Raw genomic sequence first — 15,924 nt, 5'->3', positions numbered from 1 at the left:
ATGGCCCCCATGACGACCAAGCCGACCATCAAGCTTGTACAGGGCGATATCACCGAGCAGCACGCGGACGCCATCGTGAATGCCGCCAACTCCTCGCTCCTGGGCGGTGGTGGGGTGGACGGCGCCATCCACCGTAAGGGCGGCCCCGAGATCCTCGACGCCTGCCGCGACCTGCGTGCTTCGCAGTACGGCAGGGGGCTGCCCACCGGGCAGGCGGTGGCGACGACTGCCGGCCGGTTGCACGCGGACCATGTGATCCACACGGTCGGCCCGGTCTGGACCGAGGAAGAGGACCGGTCGGAGTTGCTGGTGTCCTGCTATCGCGAGTCCCTCCGGGTGGCTGCCGAACTCGGCGCGCACTCCGTCGTGTTCCCGGCGATCTCGACCGGGATCTACGGCTGGCCGATGGACGACGGCGCCCGTCTGGCCCTGCGCACGGTCCACGAGGAGGCCCGACTTCCGGTCGCCGAGGTTCGGTTCGTCCTTTTCGACGAAGGCGCGTACGACTGCTTCGAGCTGGCGCTCGCGGAGTTGGAGCGCCCCTCCTCGTAGACCACACCCGTTACGGGGGAAGGGGCTCCCGCGTCAGGGGTGGCGGGAACCAGTGCCCCTTACGGAGAGGTCTCGGATGTCCCCCTTCGGTGCCCCACCTGCGGAGTGAGGGGTTCGGCGATGGATCCGCGGCGGGCTGCGAGGGGCGAATGCCGCCAAATTTGCGGGGGCGCTTGTGGCCGTCGGGCGGGACATCGTTGAATCTGGTTCGTCCCGCCCTCTCCACGAGCCCTCGTCCACCACGGAGTTGCCCGCCGTCGCGTGCCGACGGGCGCCCGCCCTTCAGGAAGGAAGCCAAGGATGTTGAAGGGCTTCGTGCTCATCGGGCTCTCCGCGACCTGCTTCGGGTTCATGACCGTCTTCGCCACGTTCGCCTACCGTGACGGGCTGACCGTCGTCACGCTGCTCTTCCTCCGCTTCGCCATCGCAGCCACGGTCTTCCTCCCGTACGTGATCCGCCACGCGCGCGGTACCGGCCTTCCGGAGCGGGCGGACCTGCTGAGGCTGGTCGTGCTGGGCGGGGTGATGTACACGGCACAGTCGGCGCTCTACTTCTCGTCGGTCAAGCACATCTCGCCCGCGCTGGCCGCCCTGTTGCTGTACGTGTACCCGGCCCTGGTGGCCACCGTCTCCGCCGCCATGGGCCGGGACAGGCCCTCGCTGGCCATCGTCGGCTCGATACTGGCGTCCTTCGCGGGAGTGTCACTCGTGTTGGGCCGCATCGGGTCGGAGCTGAACGCCGTCGGCGTCCTGCAGGTGCTCGGTGCCGCCGGGGTCTACACCGCTTACATCATGTACGGCGACCGGGTGAGCGGCAGCGTGCACCCCGTGGTGATGACTGGCTGCGTTTCGGCGGCCGCGGCGGTCTCCTTCCTCCTGTATGGGGTGGCCACGGGGGACCTGAGGTTCGACTTCACGTTCCGGGGCTGGCTCTGGGTGCTCGCCCTGGCCCTGGTCTCCACGGTCGTGGCGATTCTCTGCTTCTTCCTCGGGATGACCCTGATCGGGCCGACGCGTGCCTCGATCGGCAGCATGCTGGAGCCCGTGGTGGGCATCGTGGCCAGCGCGGTGCTGCTGAGCAGCGGGCTGACGTGGCTCCAAATTCTGGGAGCCTCGCTGGTCCTGGCCGGTGCCACCGTCGGCGTACTCTCCCGCCGTCCCGCGTCCCCGGGTACGGAGCCCGCGCCACCGCAGCTCTCGCGCGACCACGAGACGGTCCCGCAGTAGCCACAGTCTTCGTGAGACCACGGCGCCCCCTCGGCGCAGACCGCTGCCGTTACGGCGTTCCCGTCGCTCGTCGCCGGAGGACTTCCGCGTCGGCGGCGACGGTCGCGGCGACGGCCAGGCCCATGCCGAGCACCGCGCCGCCCAGGTCCAGCGCCGGGCCGGCGAAGCCGAGCGCGAGGACCACGAGCGCGCCGGCCGCGACCACCACGGTGTGTTCCACGCCGCCGGTTCCGGTCATACGGTGCAGGGCGCCGAGCAGGACGAGGACGATGGCGACCGGTACGGCGACGGCCAGTGAGGCGGTCCGCTCGGGCAGGTGCGCGTGGTGTTCGGTGGCGTTCACGGCCGCTTCCAGCCCGGCGCCGAGGGCGGCCAGCGAGGCGAAGACGCCGTAATGGGCGTACCCCCAGGTCAGGGCGGAACGCAGCGTGGGCAAGCCGATCTCGCCGCCGGTGAAGTACATCCACCACAGGCCGAAGACCAGCAGCAGACCGCCGGTCGCGATCATCAGGACGGGGGCCGACAGACCATGGTCGGAGACGGCGGACTGGACCGCTGTGAGCGAGGCGAGGATGACCTCGCCGAGCACGATGATGGTGAAGAGTCCGTAGCGCTCGGCGATGTGCTCCGGATGCCAACTGGTGTTGTTCCCGTGCGACTCGGCCCATGCGGGTACGGCCAGTTCGACCAGCACGAGCGCCACGAAGGTGGCCACCTGCCACTCGTCGGGCACCCAGAGCCGGGCCACCCAGCCGATCTGCGCCACGCCGATGCCCGTCGCGTACCGCAGAGCGCAGCGGCGGCCCTCCGGGTGCTGCGAGGCGGCCCGGAGCCACTGCGCGATCATCGCGACGCGCATGATGACGTACCCGATGACGACGACGGTGAAGTCCCCGTCCTGGAAGGCTTCGGGCACTCCTGCCGCGAGCACCAGGACGCCTGCCATCTGGAGGAGCGTCACCAGGCGGTACGGCACGTCGTCGGTGTCGTACGCGGAGGCGAACCAGGTGAAGTTCATCCAGGCCCACCAAATGGCGAAGAACACGGCCGCGTACCCGGTCAGCCCGGAGCCCACGTGGTCCTCGGCCAGGGCATGGTGGAGTTGGGCGGCCGCCTGGGAGACCGCGACGACGAAGGTCAGGTCGAAGAGCAGCTCCAGAGGGGTCGACGCCCGGTGCTCCTCGTCCGGGTCCCGGCCCCGCATCGTCCGCAGCAGGGGGACCGTCCGCTCCACCATCGTCGTTGCTCCTGTCGTTCGTCGCGCCCGCGTGGAGGGGCGTGATGCGCTGGTCTGCCGTGGTTCATCCTCGCGCGGCCGTCCTGGGATGCGGCGCGCGGACGCGGCCGGTGCCGGACTGTGCACGGGATGAGCAACAGAGTGCGCTGACGGGCAAGCGGGCAGCGGCCGCGATGGCTTGGGGCGGCGGGGTGGCGGGCGGCCCCTGTGGTGCGGCCCGAGTGGTGTGCCGGTGTACCGGTTCGTGTTCGGGGTGGGGCTGGTCCGGAGGTGCCTGGCGTGATGAACTGGGGCTGGCGTGGGGGTGATTGGTTCGATGGGTGTTATGTCGGAAAGGCCGGACTCGGTGAAGTTGGCCCGGGAGGCTTCCTTCGCCGGATGAACCCGCAGGTCAGGAAGAGTGCTCCCCGCGCGTGCGGGGATGGTCCCGCTCTGACCTGCGGAAACGCGAAAGTTATGTAGTGCTCCCCGCGCGTGCGGGGATGGTCCCGGTCGGATCCGCCCCGTCGCAACGTCCTCACCGTGCTCCCCGCGCGTGCGGGGATGGTCCCCCACGTCGTGGACGAGCGAAAGAGCGTAGATGGTGCTCCCCGCGCGTGCGGGGATGGTCCCTCGCCTGGCGAGCAAGGTTTTTCACTCTTCCGGTGCTCCCCGCGCGTGCGGGGATGGTCCCGGGACACGACGAGCGGGGTGGCGGACGGGGCGGTGCTCCCCGCGCGTGCGGGGATGGTCCCCGGCTGTTGCAGTCGCAGCAGGCGTGGTTGTCGTGCTCCCCGCGCGTGCGGGGATGGTCCCCGGCTGTTGCAGTCGCAGCAGGCGTGGTTGTCGTGCTCCCCGCGCGTGCGGGGATGGTCCCAACAGGGGCGGGGTGGGGAAGAGCGATGTGACGTGCTCCCCGCGCGTGCGGGGATGGTCCCGACCGCGGTCACAAGGAACGTCGGGGTAACGCGTGCTCCCCGCGCGTGCGGGGATGGTCCCGAGGAATACAGCGCGGCGCCACCGGCGATGAGGTGCTCCCCGCGCGTGCGGGGATGGTCCCACGCTCTCGACGGTGCCGTGGGCGATGATCTCGTGCTCCCCGCGCGCGCGGGGATGGTCCCATCGGACGCGTCACATCATGGCGGCTGGCACGGTGCTCCCCGCGCGTGCGGGGATGGTCCTCAGTGCCCACAAGGTTGGCGGGCCACTGCCCAGTGCTCCCCGCGCGTGCGGGGATGGTCCCCGGGCACCGGCCACGCCGGGTAGGTCACACCTGTGCTCCCCGCGCGTGCGGGGATGGTCCCACCCATGGACTCCAGCCCTCTACCGCAGCTTGGTGCTCCCCGCGCGTGCGGGGATGGTCCCGGCAGACCGTGCTGCGAAGCCCAAGCCCCCAGGTGCTCCCCGCGCGTGCGGGGATGGTCCCGTCCTGCCACTCCGGGCGAGCGGTCTGGTCCAGTGCTCCCCGCGCGTGCGGGGATGGTCCCACGACCGCCGCGGTGCGCGCCGCCTGTGAGCAGCGCTCCCCGCGCGTGCGGGGATGGTCCCGCCACGGTGGACATGGATACGACGGGGTCGTAGTGCTCCCCGCGTGCGGGGATGGTCTCTCGTACGCTCCGAACATGTTCCCGTGGTCGCTGTGCTCCCCGCGTGTGCGGGGATGATCCCGCGACGCCTGGCAGGCGGCGGCGAAAGCGATCGTGCTCCCGCACCTGCGGGGATAAGTCCCCGTGCTACGCGCATCGGCGACTCACTCCGTTCCCCGGTTTCCGCTTCCGTCTTCCGCCCGGCGCGCACCAAGGGCACCCCGGCTGGCCGGTCGGGGCATCGGCGGGCGGTTCGAGCGGGCCAACCGGGTTGGCCGGAGCGGGGATCGGGGTGGTGGGACCGTGCGGCGGGAGGTCCGTGGGGGCTGGTCGGGGGCGTGGGGTTGCTGGTTGTAGTGGGTGGGTGTCGCGCCGGTGACCAACAGGCCCTCGGGGCTGGGCAATCTGCCAAGAAATTCTTCGTACAGGTGCGCGTCGAACGTTGACGCGAAACACTGGGGCGGTGATCTCTCCCGATGCCCTCGTGCCCGCCCCGGACATCCGCGCCCACTTCGTCGACCGGCTCAACTCGGCGCTGCGACGACCGGGGATGTGGGGGGACGAGTTGGTACTTCGGATGATGTGCGAGGACCTCCTCTACGTGGAGGGCAGAACCGGGGTGTGGAGCCGGCAGCAGACGTCCTGGGAGGTGTCCGGGGCCTGGTCGGCGAATGGTGCGAAGGGGGCTTTCGCCCGCCATCTGCACAGTGACGGTCCGGCGGACGCGGTGGTCTCGCTCTACGGGGAGTTCGCGCACCGGGCCGGATGGCTCCGGGCGGTACGGGTGCTGGGCGCGGGGGAGTACGCCCGGCTGCGGGCCACGGCCCCCGACTGGGTGAGGGGCGAGGACCGGGGCTGGTCGGACGTGGCGGAGGAGTTCGGGCCGCCCTCGGTGCGGTTCGGCGGATCGAACCCGCGGTACGGGAAGACCCTCGGGTACGTCACCGCCGACCCGGACGACCCTATGGTCTGCTTCCACCTCTGGAACGGCACCCGGCCGGACACGTTGCGCGGCTGGGACACCGAGTACGCGGAGCCGGCACTGCTCGCGGTGCGCGTCGGCGGTGCCGGCAGCTTCCGCGACTCGTTCACCTACACCCCGGAGGGCGAGCGCCGGCGCTCGTGTTATCGGGAGCTCTCCCGCCAACTGGACTGACAGACAAGTCGGGTTGGATCAGGAGGGGGCTGGTCCGGCCAGTGCGGCGCTCGCCAGCAGGGAGAGTTGTGCGCGCTGTTCGTCCGTGAGGTGCGCGGCCAGTGCGTGGATGTGCTGCCCGGCCTCGACGGTTGCCTCGCGGGCCAGTTGATGCCCTTGCTCGGTCAACGCGACCTGTACGGAACGTCGATCGTGCGGCGAAGGCGAGCGGCGCACCAGGCCCCGGCGCTCGGCGCGGTCCACCAGGCCGGTCGCGGAGGACTTGTCGAGTCCGAGGTGCCTGGCGAGTTCCTGCATGCCCGGTTCGCGGTCGCGGAGCACGCCGAACATGCGCAGCTGGACGATCGAGAGATCGTGCCCGGCCGCGACCTTTCCCAGTGCCGCGTGGATGGCGAAGCTCAGCTGTGCCAGCCCGTCCACCAGGCCGAGATCGGTGGGCGCGGTGGGCGTGGCGGGCGGCTCGGGATCGCTCGGCCGGGGCGGGGTGGTGTGCGGCATACGGCCATTGTATTTGACCTAGTACGTGGCGCGAACTAAATTTGGTTGGTGTCACGTACTAAAGCTGCGGCGAGGCGTGCCCCGGAGCAGGAACGGCCGGGAGCGGCCAGGAGCGGCCGTCCCGTCCCCCGGCCCGTAGGAAGACGCCCGGAAGCCGCAGCGAGAAGCCTGTGAAGCAGCCTGAGAAACCCGAAGGAGCCGCCATGCGCGCCGCAGTCGTCAGGTCGTTCGACAGCCCGCCCCGCTACGAGGAGTTTCCGACCCCGGTGCCGGGTGACGGGCAGATCCTCGTGGACGTGCTCGCCTCGGGGTTGCACCCCCGGGTGCGTTCCGGGGCCGACGGCACCCACTACACGAGCGACGGGCGGCTGCCCCTGGTCCCCGGGGTCGACGGGGTGGGGCGGCTGCCCGACGGCCGTCATGTCTACTTCGTCGCCGACGACGACGCGCCCGGGACCCTGGCCGAACGGGCGCTGCTCGACCCGCGCCGGTCGATACCCCTGCCGGAGAACGCCGACCCGGTCACCGTCGCGGCGGCGATGAATCCCGCGATGTCCTCCTGGGTGGCGTTGCGCCGTCGGATCTCCTTCCGGGCCGGCCAGAGTGTGCTGGTCCTCGGTGCGACCGGCAACGCCGGGCAGATGGCCGTCCAGATCGCCCGCCACCTCGGCGCCGAGTCGGTCGTCGCGGCCGGGCGTGACCCGGAGCGCCTGGAGCGGCTGACCGGCCTCGGTGCCACCCGGACCGTCTCCCTGGCCGGAGACCCGGAGGAAGCGGCGGACCGGCTGGGCGAGGCGGCGGCCGACGTGGACGTGGTCATCGACTACACCTGGGGCCGCCCCACCGAACGGGCCATCCCCGCGCTGCTCACCCGCCGGGCCGACCGCAGCGCGGCGCTCGACTGGATCCAGATCGGCTCCACGGCCGGGCCGGACATCACGCTGCCGTCCTTTGTGCTGCGGGCGGCCAACCTGCGGATCCTGGGCAGTGGTCAGGGGTCCCTCACCGCTGCCGGTATCGTCGCCGAACTGCCCTCACTCGTCGAGGAGTTGGTGGCCGGTTCGTTCACCGTCGGCACCCGGGCGGTGCCGCTGTCCGAGGTGGAGGCCGCCTGGACCGAGCCCGCGGACCCGGCCCGGCGCGTGGTGTTCACGCCGTAGGGGTGTCGCGGGCGGTGTGCCCAGTCGGCGGGGGACCTACGGCCCTCAACGGGTCGGCCTCGGGCTTCCGGGGCTTCCGGGGCTTCAGGGGCTTCATGGGCTTACGGGTGGGCGCCCGCTTCGATCAGCAGGACGCCGCCCGCGATCAGGACGATGCCCGCGCCCATCAGCCGGGTGAGCGGTTCGCCGAAGAGGCGGCGGGCGAGGACGGCGGTCAGCGCGACCCCGCAGGCGGACCAGATGCCGTACGCGACACCGATCGCCATGCCGTGGGAGAGCGCCAGCGCGAGGCAGCCGAAGGAGGCGACGTACGCGACCAGGACCGGTGCCAGCCACGCCTTCTTGCGGAAGCCCTCGGAGGCGCGCAGGGCGAGGGTGCCGCTGACCTCGCAGAGGATCGCGCCCATCAGGAAGATCCAGCTCACGGGGTGGTCCCCTCGCGTTCGGGGTCGCCAGCCGCAGCGCTCGTGGCGGCCGCCACCTGTTCCCGGGCGGCCGTGGCGCGTTGAGCGCCGATCTCCACGGTCATGACCCCACCGGCGACCGCCACGATACCCAGGCCCATCAGCCAGGTCAGCGGGTCGCCGAAGAGGAACGCGGCCAGTACGGCGGTGACGGCGACACCGCTCGCGCCCCAGATCCCGTACGCGACACCGATCGGCATGCCCTCGCGCAGCACCAGCGCCAGCATCGTGAACGCGGTGACGTAACCGGCTACCACCAGTACGTACCAGGGTCCGTCGTCGAGGGCGGCGCGCAGGGCGAGCGTCGCGGCGACCTCGGAGGCGATCGCGGCGGCGAGGAACAGCCACTTCCTGGAGCCGCTGGGGGTGCGGTCGTCGCCCGAGCGGCTGTCGCCCGTGCCGTTCGTCGTGTCGCCCGTCACGCGAGGGTCCTTCCCCGGGGTCTGCTCCGGTGCACTCCGGCCCGCCTCCCCGGTCGAGGAGAGGCGGGCCGGAATGCGTACGGTCCGGAAACGTTACTTCGCGGCGAGCCGCTTCTCGTACCCGACGACCCGCACACAGGCGGTCAGACCGAGGATGGCTTCCTCCAGCTCCTCCTGGGTGGGGTAGCTGGGAGCGATCCGGATGACGGAGTCGCTCGGGTCGTCGCCGTACGGGTGGGTGGCACCGGCCGGGGTGAGGACGATACCGGCCGCGCCCGCACGCCGTACGACCTCCTTCGCGCAGCCCTCCTCGACTTCCAGGTTCACGAAGTAGCCGCCCTTGGGCTTCGTCCAGGAGGCGAGGTCCGTACCGCCCAGCTCGGCTTCGAGGATGCGCTGCACGGCCTCGAACTTCGGCTGGAGAGCCGCACGCTGACGGTCCATCAAGTCACGCACACCGTCGGCGTCACGCAGGTACATCGCGTGCCGCAGCTGGTTGACCTTGTCCGGGCCGATCGACCGCTTGGAGTTGTTGGCGAGCAGCCACTTCACGTTGGCCGGGGACGAGCCGAAGAAGGCGACGCCCGCACCGGCCAGGGTGATCTTGGAGGTGGAGCCGAACACGAACACCCGGTCCGCGTTGCCGGCCGCGTCGCACGCGGCGAGCAGGTCGGCGATCTCCACGCGCTCCTCGGTGAGGTGGTGCACCGCGTACGCGTTGTCCCAGAAGATACGGAAGTCGGGGGCGGCGGTCTCCATCGTGGCCAGCCGGGCCACGGTCTCGTCGCTGTAGACGACGCCGTCCGGGTTGCTGTACTTCGGGACGCACCAGATGCCCTTGACGGCCGGGTTCTCCGCGACGAGGCGCTCGACCACGTCCATGTCCGGGCCCGCCTCGGTCATCGGCACGGGGATCATGTCGATGCCGAACCGCTCGCACAGCGCGAAGTGCCGGTCGTAGCCGGGAACGGGGCAGAGGAACGCGATCCGGCCCTGGTCCACCCAGCGCGACTCGGCGCCCGGCAGCACGCTGAGCAGCGCGTGCACCAGGGAGTCGTGCATCAGCTCCAGGCTGGAGTTGCCGGCCGCGAGCAGCTGCGCCACCGGCACCTGGAGCTGCTCGGCGAAGATCTCGCGGAGCTCGGTCAGGCCCTGGAGGCCGCCGTAGTTGCGTACGTCCGTGCCGTCGGCGGCGGTGTGGCGGCCACCCGGCAGGCTCAGCAGGTCCTCGGAGAGATCGAGCTGCGTCGGCGCCGGCTTCCCACGGGTCAGGTCGAGGGAGAGACCGCGGCCGGCCAGCTCCTCGTAGTCCTGCCTGGCGCGGTCGACAAGGGCGCTCAGGTCGCTCGGGGCGCCGGGGGCGCTCAGGGCGTCGGAGCTCAGCTCGGTGGTCACGGTGTGTCCTCTCGCGGGTCCCGCTCGGTGCCGGACGGCACCATGCCGAGGATACAAACCGGCCAGTGGCCCGCTTCTTGCGGTGTTCTCCCCGTACCGGTTCCGCCCTTACCGGCACCATCTTTCGGCGCTTTCCGGCGACGGCCGAGCACGGGGCCGAAGGCGACCGCCGGGATACCGGGGGTGCGGGCGCCGGGGGACTGGCGCCGGGGGTCTGGGGTGCGGGGGCCTGGGGTGCGGGCGTCGGGGTGACGCCCGCACCCCCCCGGCTGGGGACCGGCCTGTTACTCGCCGGCGAACTGCGGGTCCTTCGCCTGGTCGTAGACCTCCTTGCCGGAGGCGTCGAAGGCATGGACGTAGGCGCTCGGGCCCGAGAAGTACCGGCCGGGCTCGGACGTACCGGTGGAGAGGGCCGCGGCGTAGACGAACGCTCCGCCCGCCATGGTGGCCGGGTACTGCTTCGGGTCGTCGCCGTAGCTGACGGTGATCTTGGCGATGCCGGACGTGTAGTGCCCGGCGCCCAGCGTGGCGTACCGCCCCTTGCCGGCCGGTGCGCCGATCGAGTCGAAGTACTCGATCAGATGACCGGCGCCCCACAGGCGATCGTTGATGAACGTGGGCGGGGAGTCCGGGCTGTTGCCCTTGTCGCCCTTCGACTCGCACTGCACGTACTGACCGGCGGAGTCGACGGCGACGACCACGCCGTCCCAGTCCTGCGCGGCGGCGGGAGTGCGGACCGCGATCACCGCGTCGTATCGCGACGCGTCCGATCCCAGGCAGGAGGCGAGGATCTTGGCCACGGACCGCGCGTCGATCGGGGTGGTCGCCGTGCCGGTGATGGTGGCCGCGACCGGCTCGGACGCCACCGGAGCCGACCCGGATCCGCCCGAGACCGATCCGCCCGTCCCGGTTCCGCCCGAGATCGATCCGTCCGTGGTGCCGGCTGAGGCGGATCCGGGGGTCGCGGTTTTGGCGGGCGTGCTCGGAGTCGGTGACGCGGCCGCGCCCGTCGTCGGTATGGCGCCGCCCTTCGCGGGGGTGGCGAGAACCGGTTCGGCGTTCCCCGTCCCGCCGAAGACGGCCACGGCCGTGACGCTCAACGCCGCGACGCCGGTGGCGACGCCGAGCGGTACCCCCCACCTGCGGGTCAGCGAAGCACGGTTGTCCTCGGAGTCGATCTTCATCAGTAGCTCCTCTCGGGTCCGCCGATGGTTCGGCAGATCACGATCGGAAGGAGCCGCAGGAATGCCCTGCTTGTCATTCATCGCGCGACCTCTTCCGCGTTGACGGGGTTCCTCGAACCGAACGACGCCGCAACCCTGTCTCCGCCGACGAGGTCGACCCCCAGTCTCCGCCGCGCCCGGTGCAGCCTGGACTTCACCGTTCCGACGGCCACCCCCAGCGCGGAAGCGGCGGCCTGCTGATCCAGGCCCGACCACACACAGAGCTCGACCACCTCGCGTTCGTGGCGCGGCAGCCGAGCCAGTGCCCGGTGGATCTCGGACATACGACGCTCGTCGTCGACCCGGACGGCTATGCGGTCCGCGTGGTCGCCCACCGGCTCGGCGTGCGAGACGAGCCGGTGCAGCAACGCCTCGGCCCGTCTCAGTCGCCGCCTGGTGTTCGACAGCAGGCGATCGGCGATGCCCAGCAGCCAGGGCAGGGCCGAGTCGCGGTCCAGCACCGTTTCCGATCGCCGGCGCCAGGCGTGCAGGAACACGGTCGACGTGAGGTCCTCAGCCTCGGACCAGTCGGCCGTGCGCCGGAACAGGTGGTTGTAGACGGTTCTCCCGTGGCGGTCGAAGATCCGGCCGAACGCCTCCCGGTCGCCGTCGACGGCCCTCGCCCACAGTTCGCGGTCGGAGATGCCTCCGACCGGTACGGCGGGAGCGGCGTCTTTCAGTTCCATGCCCTGTACGTGTCCGGCACCGGGCCGAAGGTTCCCGCCGGGCCGAAGGTTCCTGCCCGAGCCGAAGGTTCCCGCCGGGCCGAAGGTTCCTGCCCGAGCCGAAGGTTCCCGCCGGGCCGAAGGTTCCTGTCCGAGCCGAAGGTTCCCGCCCGAGCGATGGTTTCAGGCGACGCCGCCGTTGGCGTAGAGCACCTGGCCGTTGATCCACCGCCCGGGGCCGGCCAGGAACGCGACTGCCTCGGCGATGTCCTCGGGGGTGCCGAGGCGCTCCATCGGGGAGAGGCCCGCGATGGTGTCCACGACCTGCTGCGGCTTGCCGTCCAGGAAGAGCGGGGTCGCGGTCGGGCCGGGCGCGACCGCGTTCACCGTTACGTCACGGCCGCGCAGCTCGCGGGCGAGCACCAGGGTCATCGCCTCGACGGCGCCTTTGGTGGCCGCGTAGGCGGCGTACGTGGGCTGCTGGAGGCGGGTCACGGAGGTGGAGAAGTTGATCAGCGCACCGCCGGGCCGAAGCGTACGGGCGGCCAGCTGGGACACCACGAACGTGCCGCGCACATTGGTGCGGTGCATACGGTCGAAGGCGTCGAGGTCGAACTCGGCGACCGGCGCCAGCAACATGATCCCGGCCGTGTTCACCACCACGTCCACACCGCCGTACGCCTGCTCGGCCGCCGCGAAGAGCGCGGCCATCGCGTGCTCGTCCGCGACATCGCCGCTGACCGCGGTGGCCCGCCCGCCGGCCGATTCGACCGCAGCCACGACCTCCTGCGCCCGCGCCTTGTCCCGGCCGTAGTGGACGACCACGGCGGTGCCGTCCGCGGCCAGCCGCTGGGCGACGGCCCGGCCGATGCCGCCGGAAGCGCCGGTGACGATGGCGACGCGGGTGCTCTTGCCGTTGTCGGTGCTGTCGGTGCCGTGGTTCTGGGGCTGGGTGGTGTCGGTCATGGGGATCAGCCTCCCGCTCGCCTGGTTGTCCGCTTGTTCTACGGGCTGTTTATTTTATGGACTGTCCGTCCATAAAAAATGTAGACCGATCGTCCATATACTGCAAGCAGGGAGCCGACGCACCGCCGACATGGCGCACGAAGGACTGAGGGGCGTGGTGATGGCCGAGGAACCGAAGGACTCCGTCAGGCGCGGGCGTGGCCGCCGCCCCGCGACACAGGTGCGGGAGGCCGTACTCGACGCGGCCGGCGCGATGCTCTTCGAATCGGGGCTGGCCGGGATCACCTTCGAGAAGGTGGCGGCCCGCGCCGGTGCGAGCAAGATGACCCTCTACAAATGGTGGCCCTCACCCGGGGCCCTGGCCTTCGAGGCGTACTTCAGCGCGGTGGAGAGCACCCTCGCGTTCGCCGACACCGGAGACATCGAGAGCGACCTCACCGCCCAGCTCCACGCTTTCGTCGGCCTGCTCACCGACGCCCGTACGGGGCAGGTGATCGCCCAACTCGTCGGCGCGGCCCAGTCCGACCCCGCCCTGGCCGCCGCCCTCGCGGAGCACTACACCCACCCGCGCCGGCGCCTCGCGGTCGAGCGCCTCACGCAGGCGCAGGCCCTCGGCCAGATCCACGCCGACGTCGACCCCCAGGTCGTCGTGGACCAGCTCTGGGGCGCCTGCTACCACCGCCTGCTGCTCCCCGACGAGCCGCTCGAGACGGCCTTCGCCGACGCCCTGATCCGTAACCTCCTGCGGGGTATCCGGAGCTGAGGCGGGGGCGGGCCGCTCCACTCCTTCGTAGCCGCTTCCCGTCCTACGTGAGGACCAACCAGCGACGTCCATCGGTGAGTTCGCGGGCCGCGTCTAGGTGCCCGGCGTGGCAGGCGGTCTCGGCGATGACGTGCAGCAGCAGATCCCGCAGCGTATGGAGGTGCGGCTCCCCGAAGGGGTGCCCCGGCCACCAGGTGAGAGGCGTGTCCGCGGAGGGAGCGGACATGATGGCGGCGTCGGCGCGCTCGGCCTCCGTGAGGTAACTGCCGAGGATGTCGGAGGGCGAGGCGTCGGCCGGAACCTGCCAGGCGTCCTCGACGTCGTCCAGCGCCCGGATGACCTCCGCGTCCCCGAGTAACACGGCCCGGAACCAGAATCGCTCGACGTCGAGCGCCAAATGCCGCACCAGCCCCAGGCAACTCCACCCCGAGGGCAACACGGGCCTCCGCAACGCCTCGGCGTCGAGCCCGTCGAGTATCCCGAGCACGTGTTGCCGCTGAGCGCGCAGGCAGGAGAGGAGCGCGCCGATCTCGGGGGTGGGTGCTGAACTCGGCTGTCCCGCAAGCTGATTGGTGCCAGGCGTGGGGGACTGGTTGCCGTGCGCCGCGTCGTCCGTGCTGTCTGCGTCAGCCATGGGGGAGAGCCAAGCATGCGGCACTGACAAGCGGGTGGGGTGAGGTGGTCGCGGGGTTGTTTTCCGGCGGGAGGTGGGGTGGGTGCTGTTGACTTGGTGGTGGCTTGAGCGGGGAGCGGGAGGGTGAAATATCCGACTCGGTGAAGTTGGTCGAATCCGGCGATCCCGCGAGGTAAACCCGCAGGTCAGGAAGAGTGCTCCCCGCGCGTGCGGGGATGGTCCCGAGCAGCCGTCGCGGGACGAGGTGACGGAGCAGTGCTCCCCGCGCGTGCGGGGATGGTCCCCGTCGGGCCTGACGCATCCGCGAATGCCGAGTGTGCTCCCCGCGCGTGCGGGGATGGTCCCGGCCTCCCCGAGGCTCTGCCGTCTCCGCGTGTGTGCTCCCCGCGCGTGCGGGGATGGTCCCGCGCCGGAAATGTCGATCCACGGAGTGCCGACGTGCTCCCCGCGCGTGCGGGGATGGTCCCTGGCCCGGGAGACCGGACTGGAGCCGCCGCGGGTGCTCCCCGCGCGTGCGGGGATGGTCCCAGGCGGGCGTCGAGCAGGATCAGCTTCCCCATGGCGGCTGTGCTCCCCGCGCGTGCGGGGATGGTCCCTGCGTGGCGATCCGGGAGGGGTTGACGAGGAAGTGCTCCCCGCGCGTGCGGGGATGGTCCCAGAAATGAGGACCACCGTGTCCAACGACCCTAGTGCTCCCCGCGCGTGCGGGGATGGTCCCGTGCCGAAGGCGGCGTGGCTGGGCCTTGCCGAGTGCTCCCCGCGCGTGTGGGGATGGTCCCACTCGGCCTGTGCTGCCCCATGGAGAAGACGGGGGCTGCCCGCGTGGGTGAACGGACGGGGTAGTGACCGGGTCCAGGCGGAGGTGGGCGCAGGTCCGTGAGCTAGGTGGTCCCCACCCCAACGAGGTTGACTCCAGGTGCAGAAGCTCCGGTACGGCTACTCGGAGGCGTATGCGACGAACAGTGTCCAAGCGGTGGGGGAGAGTTCCAGAGCATGGGTGTCCACGTTCTTGGAGTCCCGGACGTGGACGGAACTTGTTGAGTGGGCCACCTCTACACAGTCACCGCTCTGGCTTCCGCTGTAGCTGCTCTTGAACCAGTTGAGTTCCGTGCTCATCCCGCTGCCACCTGTTCGATCAGCTTCAACGACTCGTCGGGGTCGAGAGCCTGCGCACGCAGAATGCCATACTTACCGAACAGATCGCCCAACTGCGGTTGCGCATCAATGATGAAGCTCCCGCCCTGCCCTTCGATGTAGGCGAGCTGTTGGCGTTCCTTGGTGTCCAGCAAGGTGAAGGGGCCATCAAGGCCCGCATGAGTCTCCCGGTCTGGGGAAATGACCTGGATCTGAACATGCCGGAGCCGTGCGATCTCGATGATGTGCTCGATCTGCGGCCTGAGGAGGGCGCGTCCACCGATCGGGCGGGTCATCACACTCAATTCGAGGACGAAGCTGATGTCCGGCGCAGGGTTCCGCGACAGGAGCCTCTGTCGTTCCATGCGGGCTTCCAGCCTGCCTTGAATTTCCTCCTCGTCGTAGACCGGTGGGTACGGATTGCTGAGAACGGCGTGTGCGTAATCCCGTGTCTGAAGCAGGCCGGGGATCACGTGAGTTTCGTACTGGTGTCGAGCAAACGCCACCGCTTCTTCCTCGGCGAACGGCTCGAACCATGAGGCCAAATGGCTGAACGCGAGCTTTGAGCCGGCTGCCACCAGTGCGCCTCGTGCACCCAACACATCGTCCGCGCGGGCAACGAAGTCTCCACGCGGCGGGCGTTCTCCTCGCTCCACCATCGCCACCTGAGACTTGGAGAAACCGATCTTCGCGCCGAGGGCTTCCTGCGACAGCCCTGCCTGCTCTCGGTAGAAGCGTAAAAGACTGCCGAACATCGCCGCGTTACTTCCTCCTTGTTCACTGGAGCGCACAGCCTGGTCCCTCCGGTCCACAACGGTGCACAGACCCTCCGCGCCCCTGGTCACGGTACGTGCGGATGACGA

At 70.5% G+C, this 15,924-nt stretch carries 16 protein-coding genes and 2 CRISPR repeat arrays; of the genes, 5 read left to right on the top strand and 11 right to left on the bottom strand.

Annotated features, from left to right (window positions below):
* Window positions 1-9: 9 nt before the first annotated feature.
* Window positions 10-552 carry an O-acetyl-ADP-ribose deacetylase gene (locus OHA55_RS12355; RefSeq protein ID WP_266705705.1) on the top strand — a complete coding sequence of 181 codons (543 nt, stop codon included), beginning with the start codon at window positions 10-12 and terminating at the stop codon, window positions 550-552.
* Window positions 553-852: 300 nt separating this feature from the next.
* Entirely contained in the window at window positions 853-1,779 is a 927-nt protein-coding gene (locus OHA55_RS12350) for a DMT family transporter (protein WP_266705703.1), read from the top strand.
* A gap of 49 nt (window positions 1,780-1,828) precedes the next feature.
* On the opposite strand, the gene OHA55_RS12345 is transcribed toward OHA55_RS12350, so the two are convergent.
* Window positions 1,829-3,016, bottom strand: a complete 1,188-nt coding sequence (locus OHA55_RS12345) for a low temperature requirement protein A (protein WP_266705701.1) — start codon at window positions 3,014-3,016, stop codon at window positions 1,829-1,831.
* A gap of 400 nt (window positions 3,017-3,416) precedes the next feature.
* A CRISPR array of direct repeats spans window positions 3,417-4,723; the repeat unit is 29 nt; unit sequence GTGCTCCCCGCGCGTGCGGGGATGGTCCC.
* 321 nt (window positions 4,724-5,044) lie between these two features.
* On the opposite strand from OHA55_RS12345, the gene OHA55_RS12340 reads away from it, so the two are divergent.
* Window positions 5,045-5,737, top strand: coding sequence for a hypothetical protein (locus OHA55_RS12340; protein WP_266705699.1), 693 nt, complete (start codon window positions 5,045-5,047; stop codon window positions 5,735-5,737).
* Between the two features lie 18 nt (window positions 5,738-5,755).
* Here OHA55_RS12340 and OHA55_RS12335 read toward each other — a convergent pair whose 3' ends face one another.
* Window positions 5,756-6,235, bottom strand: a complete 480-nt coding sequence (locus OHA55_RS12335) for a MarR family winged helix-turn-helix transcriptional regulator (RefSeq protein WP_266705698.1) — start codon at window positions 6,233-6,235, stop codon at window positions 5,756-5,758.
* A 203-nt stretch (window positions 6,236-6,438) separates the two neighbouring features.
* On the opposite strand from OHA55_RS12335, the gene OHA55_RS12330 reads away from it, so the two are divergent.
* Window positions 6,439-7,395 (top strand): zinc-binding alcohol dehydrogenase family protein, encoded by a 957-nt coding sequence (locus OHA55_RS12330; RefSeq protein WP_266705697.1) that lies wholly within the window; start codon window positions 6,439-6,441, stop codon window positions 7,393-7,395.
* Window positions 7,396-7,496: 101 nt separating this feature from the next.
* On the opposite strand, the gene OHA55_RS12325 is transcribed toward OHA55_RS12330, so the two are convergent.
* The 6 genes from OHA55_RS12325 to OHA55_RS12300 form a co-directional block, all read right to left on the bottom strand.
* Window positions 7,497-7,820 carry a multidrug efflux SMR transporter gene (locus tag OHA55_RS12325; protein WP_266705696.1) on the bottom strand — a complete coding sequence of 108 codons (324 nt, stop codon included), beginning with the start codon at window positions 7,818-7,820 and terminating at the stop codon, window positions 7,497-7,499.
* Window positions 7,817-8,203 (bottom strand): multidrug efflux SMR transporter, encoded by a 387-nt coding sequence (locus tag OHA55_RS12320; protein WP_266710589.1) that lies wholly within the window; start codon window positions 8,201-8,203, stop codon window positions 7,817-7,819. Before OHA55_RS12320 ends, OHA55_RS12325 begins: the two co-directional genes overlap by 4 nt.
* Window positions 8,204-8,374: 171 nt before the next feature.
* Window positions 8,375-9,676 carry an aminotransferase class I/II-fold pyridoxal phosphate-dependent enzyme gene (locus OHA55_RS12315; RefSeq protein WP_266705694.1) on the bottom strand — a complete coding sequence of 434 codons (1,302 nt, stop codon included), beginning with the start codon at window positions 9,674-9,676 and terminating at the stop codon, window positions 8,375-8,377.
* A 284-nt stretch (window positions 9,677-9,960) separates the two neighbouring features.
* Window positions 9,961-10,860: a hypothetical protein gene (locus OHA55_RS12310; protein ID WP_266705693.1), complete on the bottom strand. Its 900-nt coding sequence runs from the start codon at window positions 10,858-10,860 to the stop codon at window positions 9,961-9,963.
* Between the two features lie 77 nt (window positions 10,861-10,937).
* Window positions 10,938-11,585: an RNA polymerase sigma factor gene (locus OHA55_RS12305; RefSeq protein ID WP_266705691.1), complete on the bottom strand. Its 648-nt coding sequence runs from the start codon at window positions 11,583-11,585 to the stop codon at window positions 10,938-10,940.
* A 162-nt stretch (window positions 11,586-11,747) separates the two neighbouring features.
* Entirely contained in the window at window positions 11,748-12,530 is a 783-nt protein-coding gene (locus OHA55_RS12300) for an SDR family oxidoreductase (protein WP_266705689.1), read from the bottom strand.
* A 130-nt stretch (window positions 12,531-12,660) separates the two neighbouring features.
* On the opposite strand from OHA55_RS12300, the gene OHA55_RS12295 reads away from it, so the two are divergent.
* Window positions 12,661-13,293: a TetR/AcrR family transcriptional regulator gene (locus tag OHA55_RS12295; RefSeq protein WP_266705687.1), complete on the top strand. Its 633-nt coding sequence runs from the start codon at window positions 12,661-12,663 to the stop codon at window positions 13,291-13,293.
* Between the two features lie 43 nt (window positions 13,294-13,336).
* On the opposite strand, the gene OHA55_RS12290 is transcribed toward OHA55_RS12295, so the two are convergent.
* From OHA55_RS12290 to OHA55_RS12280, 3 genes are all read right to left on the bottom strand, one after another.
* Window positions 13,337-13,927: a DinB family protein gene (locus tag OHA55_RS12290; protein ID WP_266705685.1), complete on the bottom strand. Its 591-nt coding sequence runs from the start codon at window positions 13,925-13,927 to the stop codon at window positions 13,337-13,339.
* Window positions 13,928-14,121: 194 nt separating this feature from the next.
* A CRISPR array of direct repeats spans window positions 14,122-14,706; the repeat unit is 29 nt; unit sequence GTGCTCCCCGCGCGTGCGGGGATGGTCCC.
* Between the two features lie 157 nt (window positions 14,707-14,863).
* Window positions 14,864-15,043 carry a DUF397 domain-containing protein gene (locus tag OHA55_RS12285; RefSeq protein ID WP_266705683.1) on the bottom strand — a complete coding sequence of 60 codons (180 nt, stop codon included), beginning with the start codon at window positions 15,041-15,043 and terminating at the stop codon, window positions 14,864-14,866.
* Window positions 15,040-15,852 carry a helix-turn-helix transcriptional regulator gene (locus tag OHA55_RS12280; protein ID WP_266705681.1) on the bottom strand — a complete coding sequence of 271 codons (813 nt, stop codon included), beginning with the start codon at window positions 15,850-15,852 and terminating at the stop codon, window positions 15,040-15,042. The genes OHA55_RS12285 and OHA55_RS12280 overlap by 4 nt, the downstream gene beginning before the upstream one ends.
* Window positions 15,853-15,924: the final 72 nt, after the last annotated feature.

It is taken from the genome of Streptomyces sp. NBC_00102 (assembly GCF_026343115.1).
Classification (GTDB): domain Bacteria; phylum Actinomycetota; class Actinomycetes; order Streptomycetales; family Streptomycetaceae; genus Streptomyces.
The sequence above is the reverse complement of the archived record's forward strand: the minus strand, read 5'-3'. Positions and strand labels throughout refer to the sequence as shown.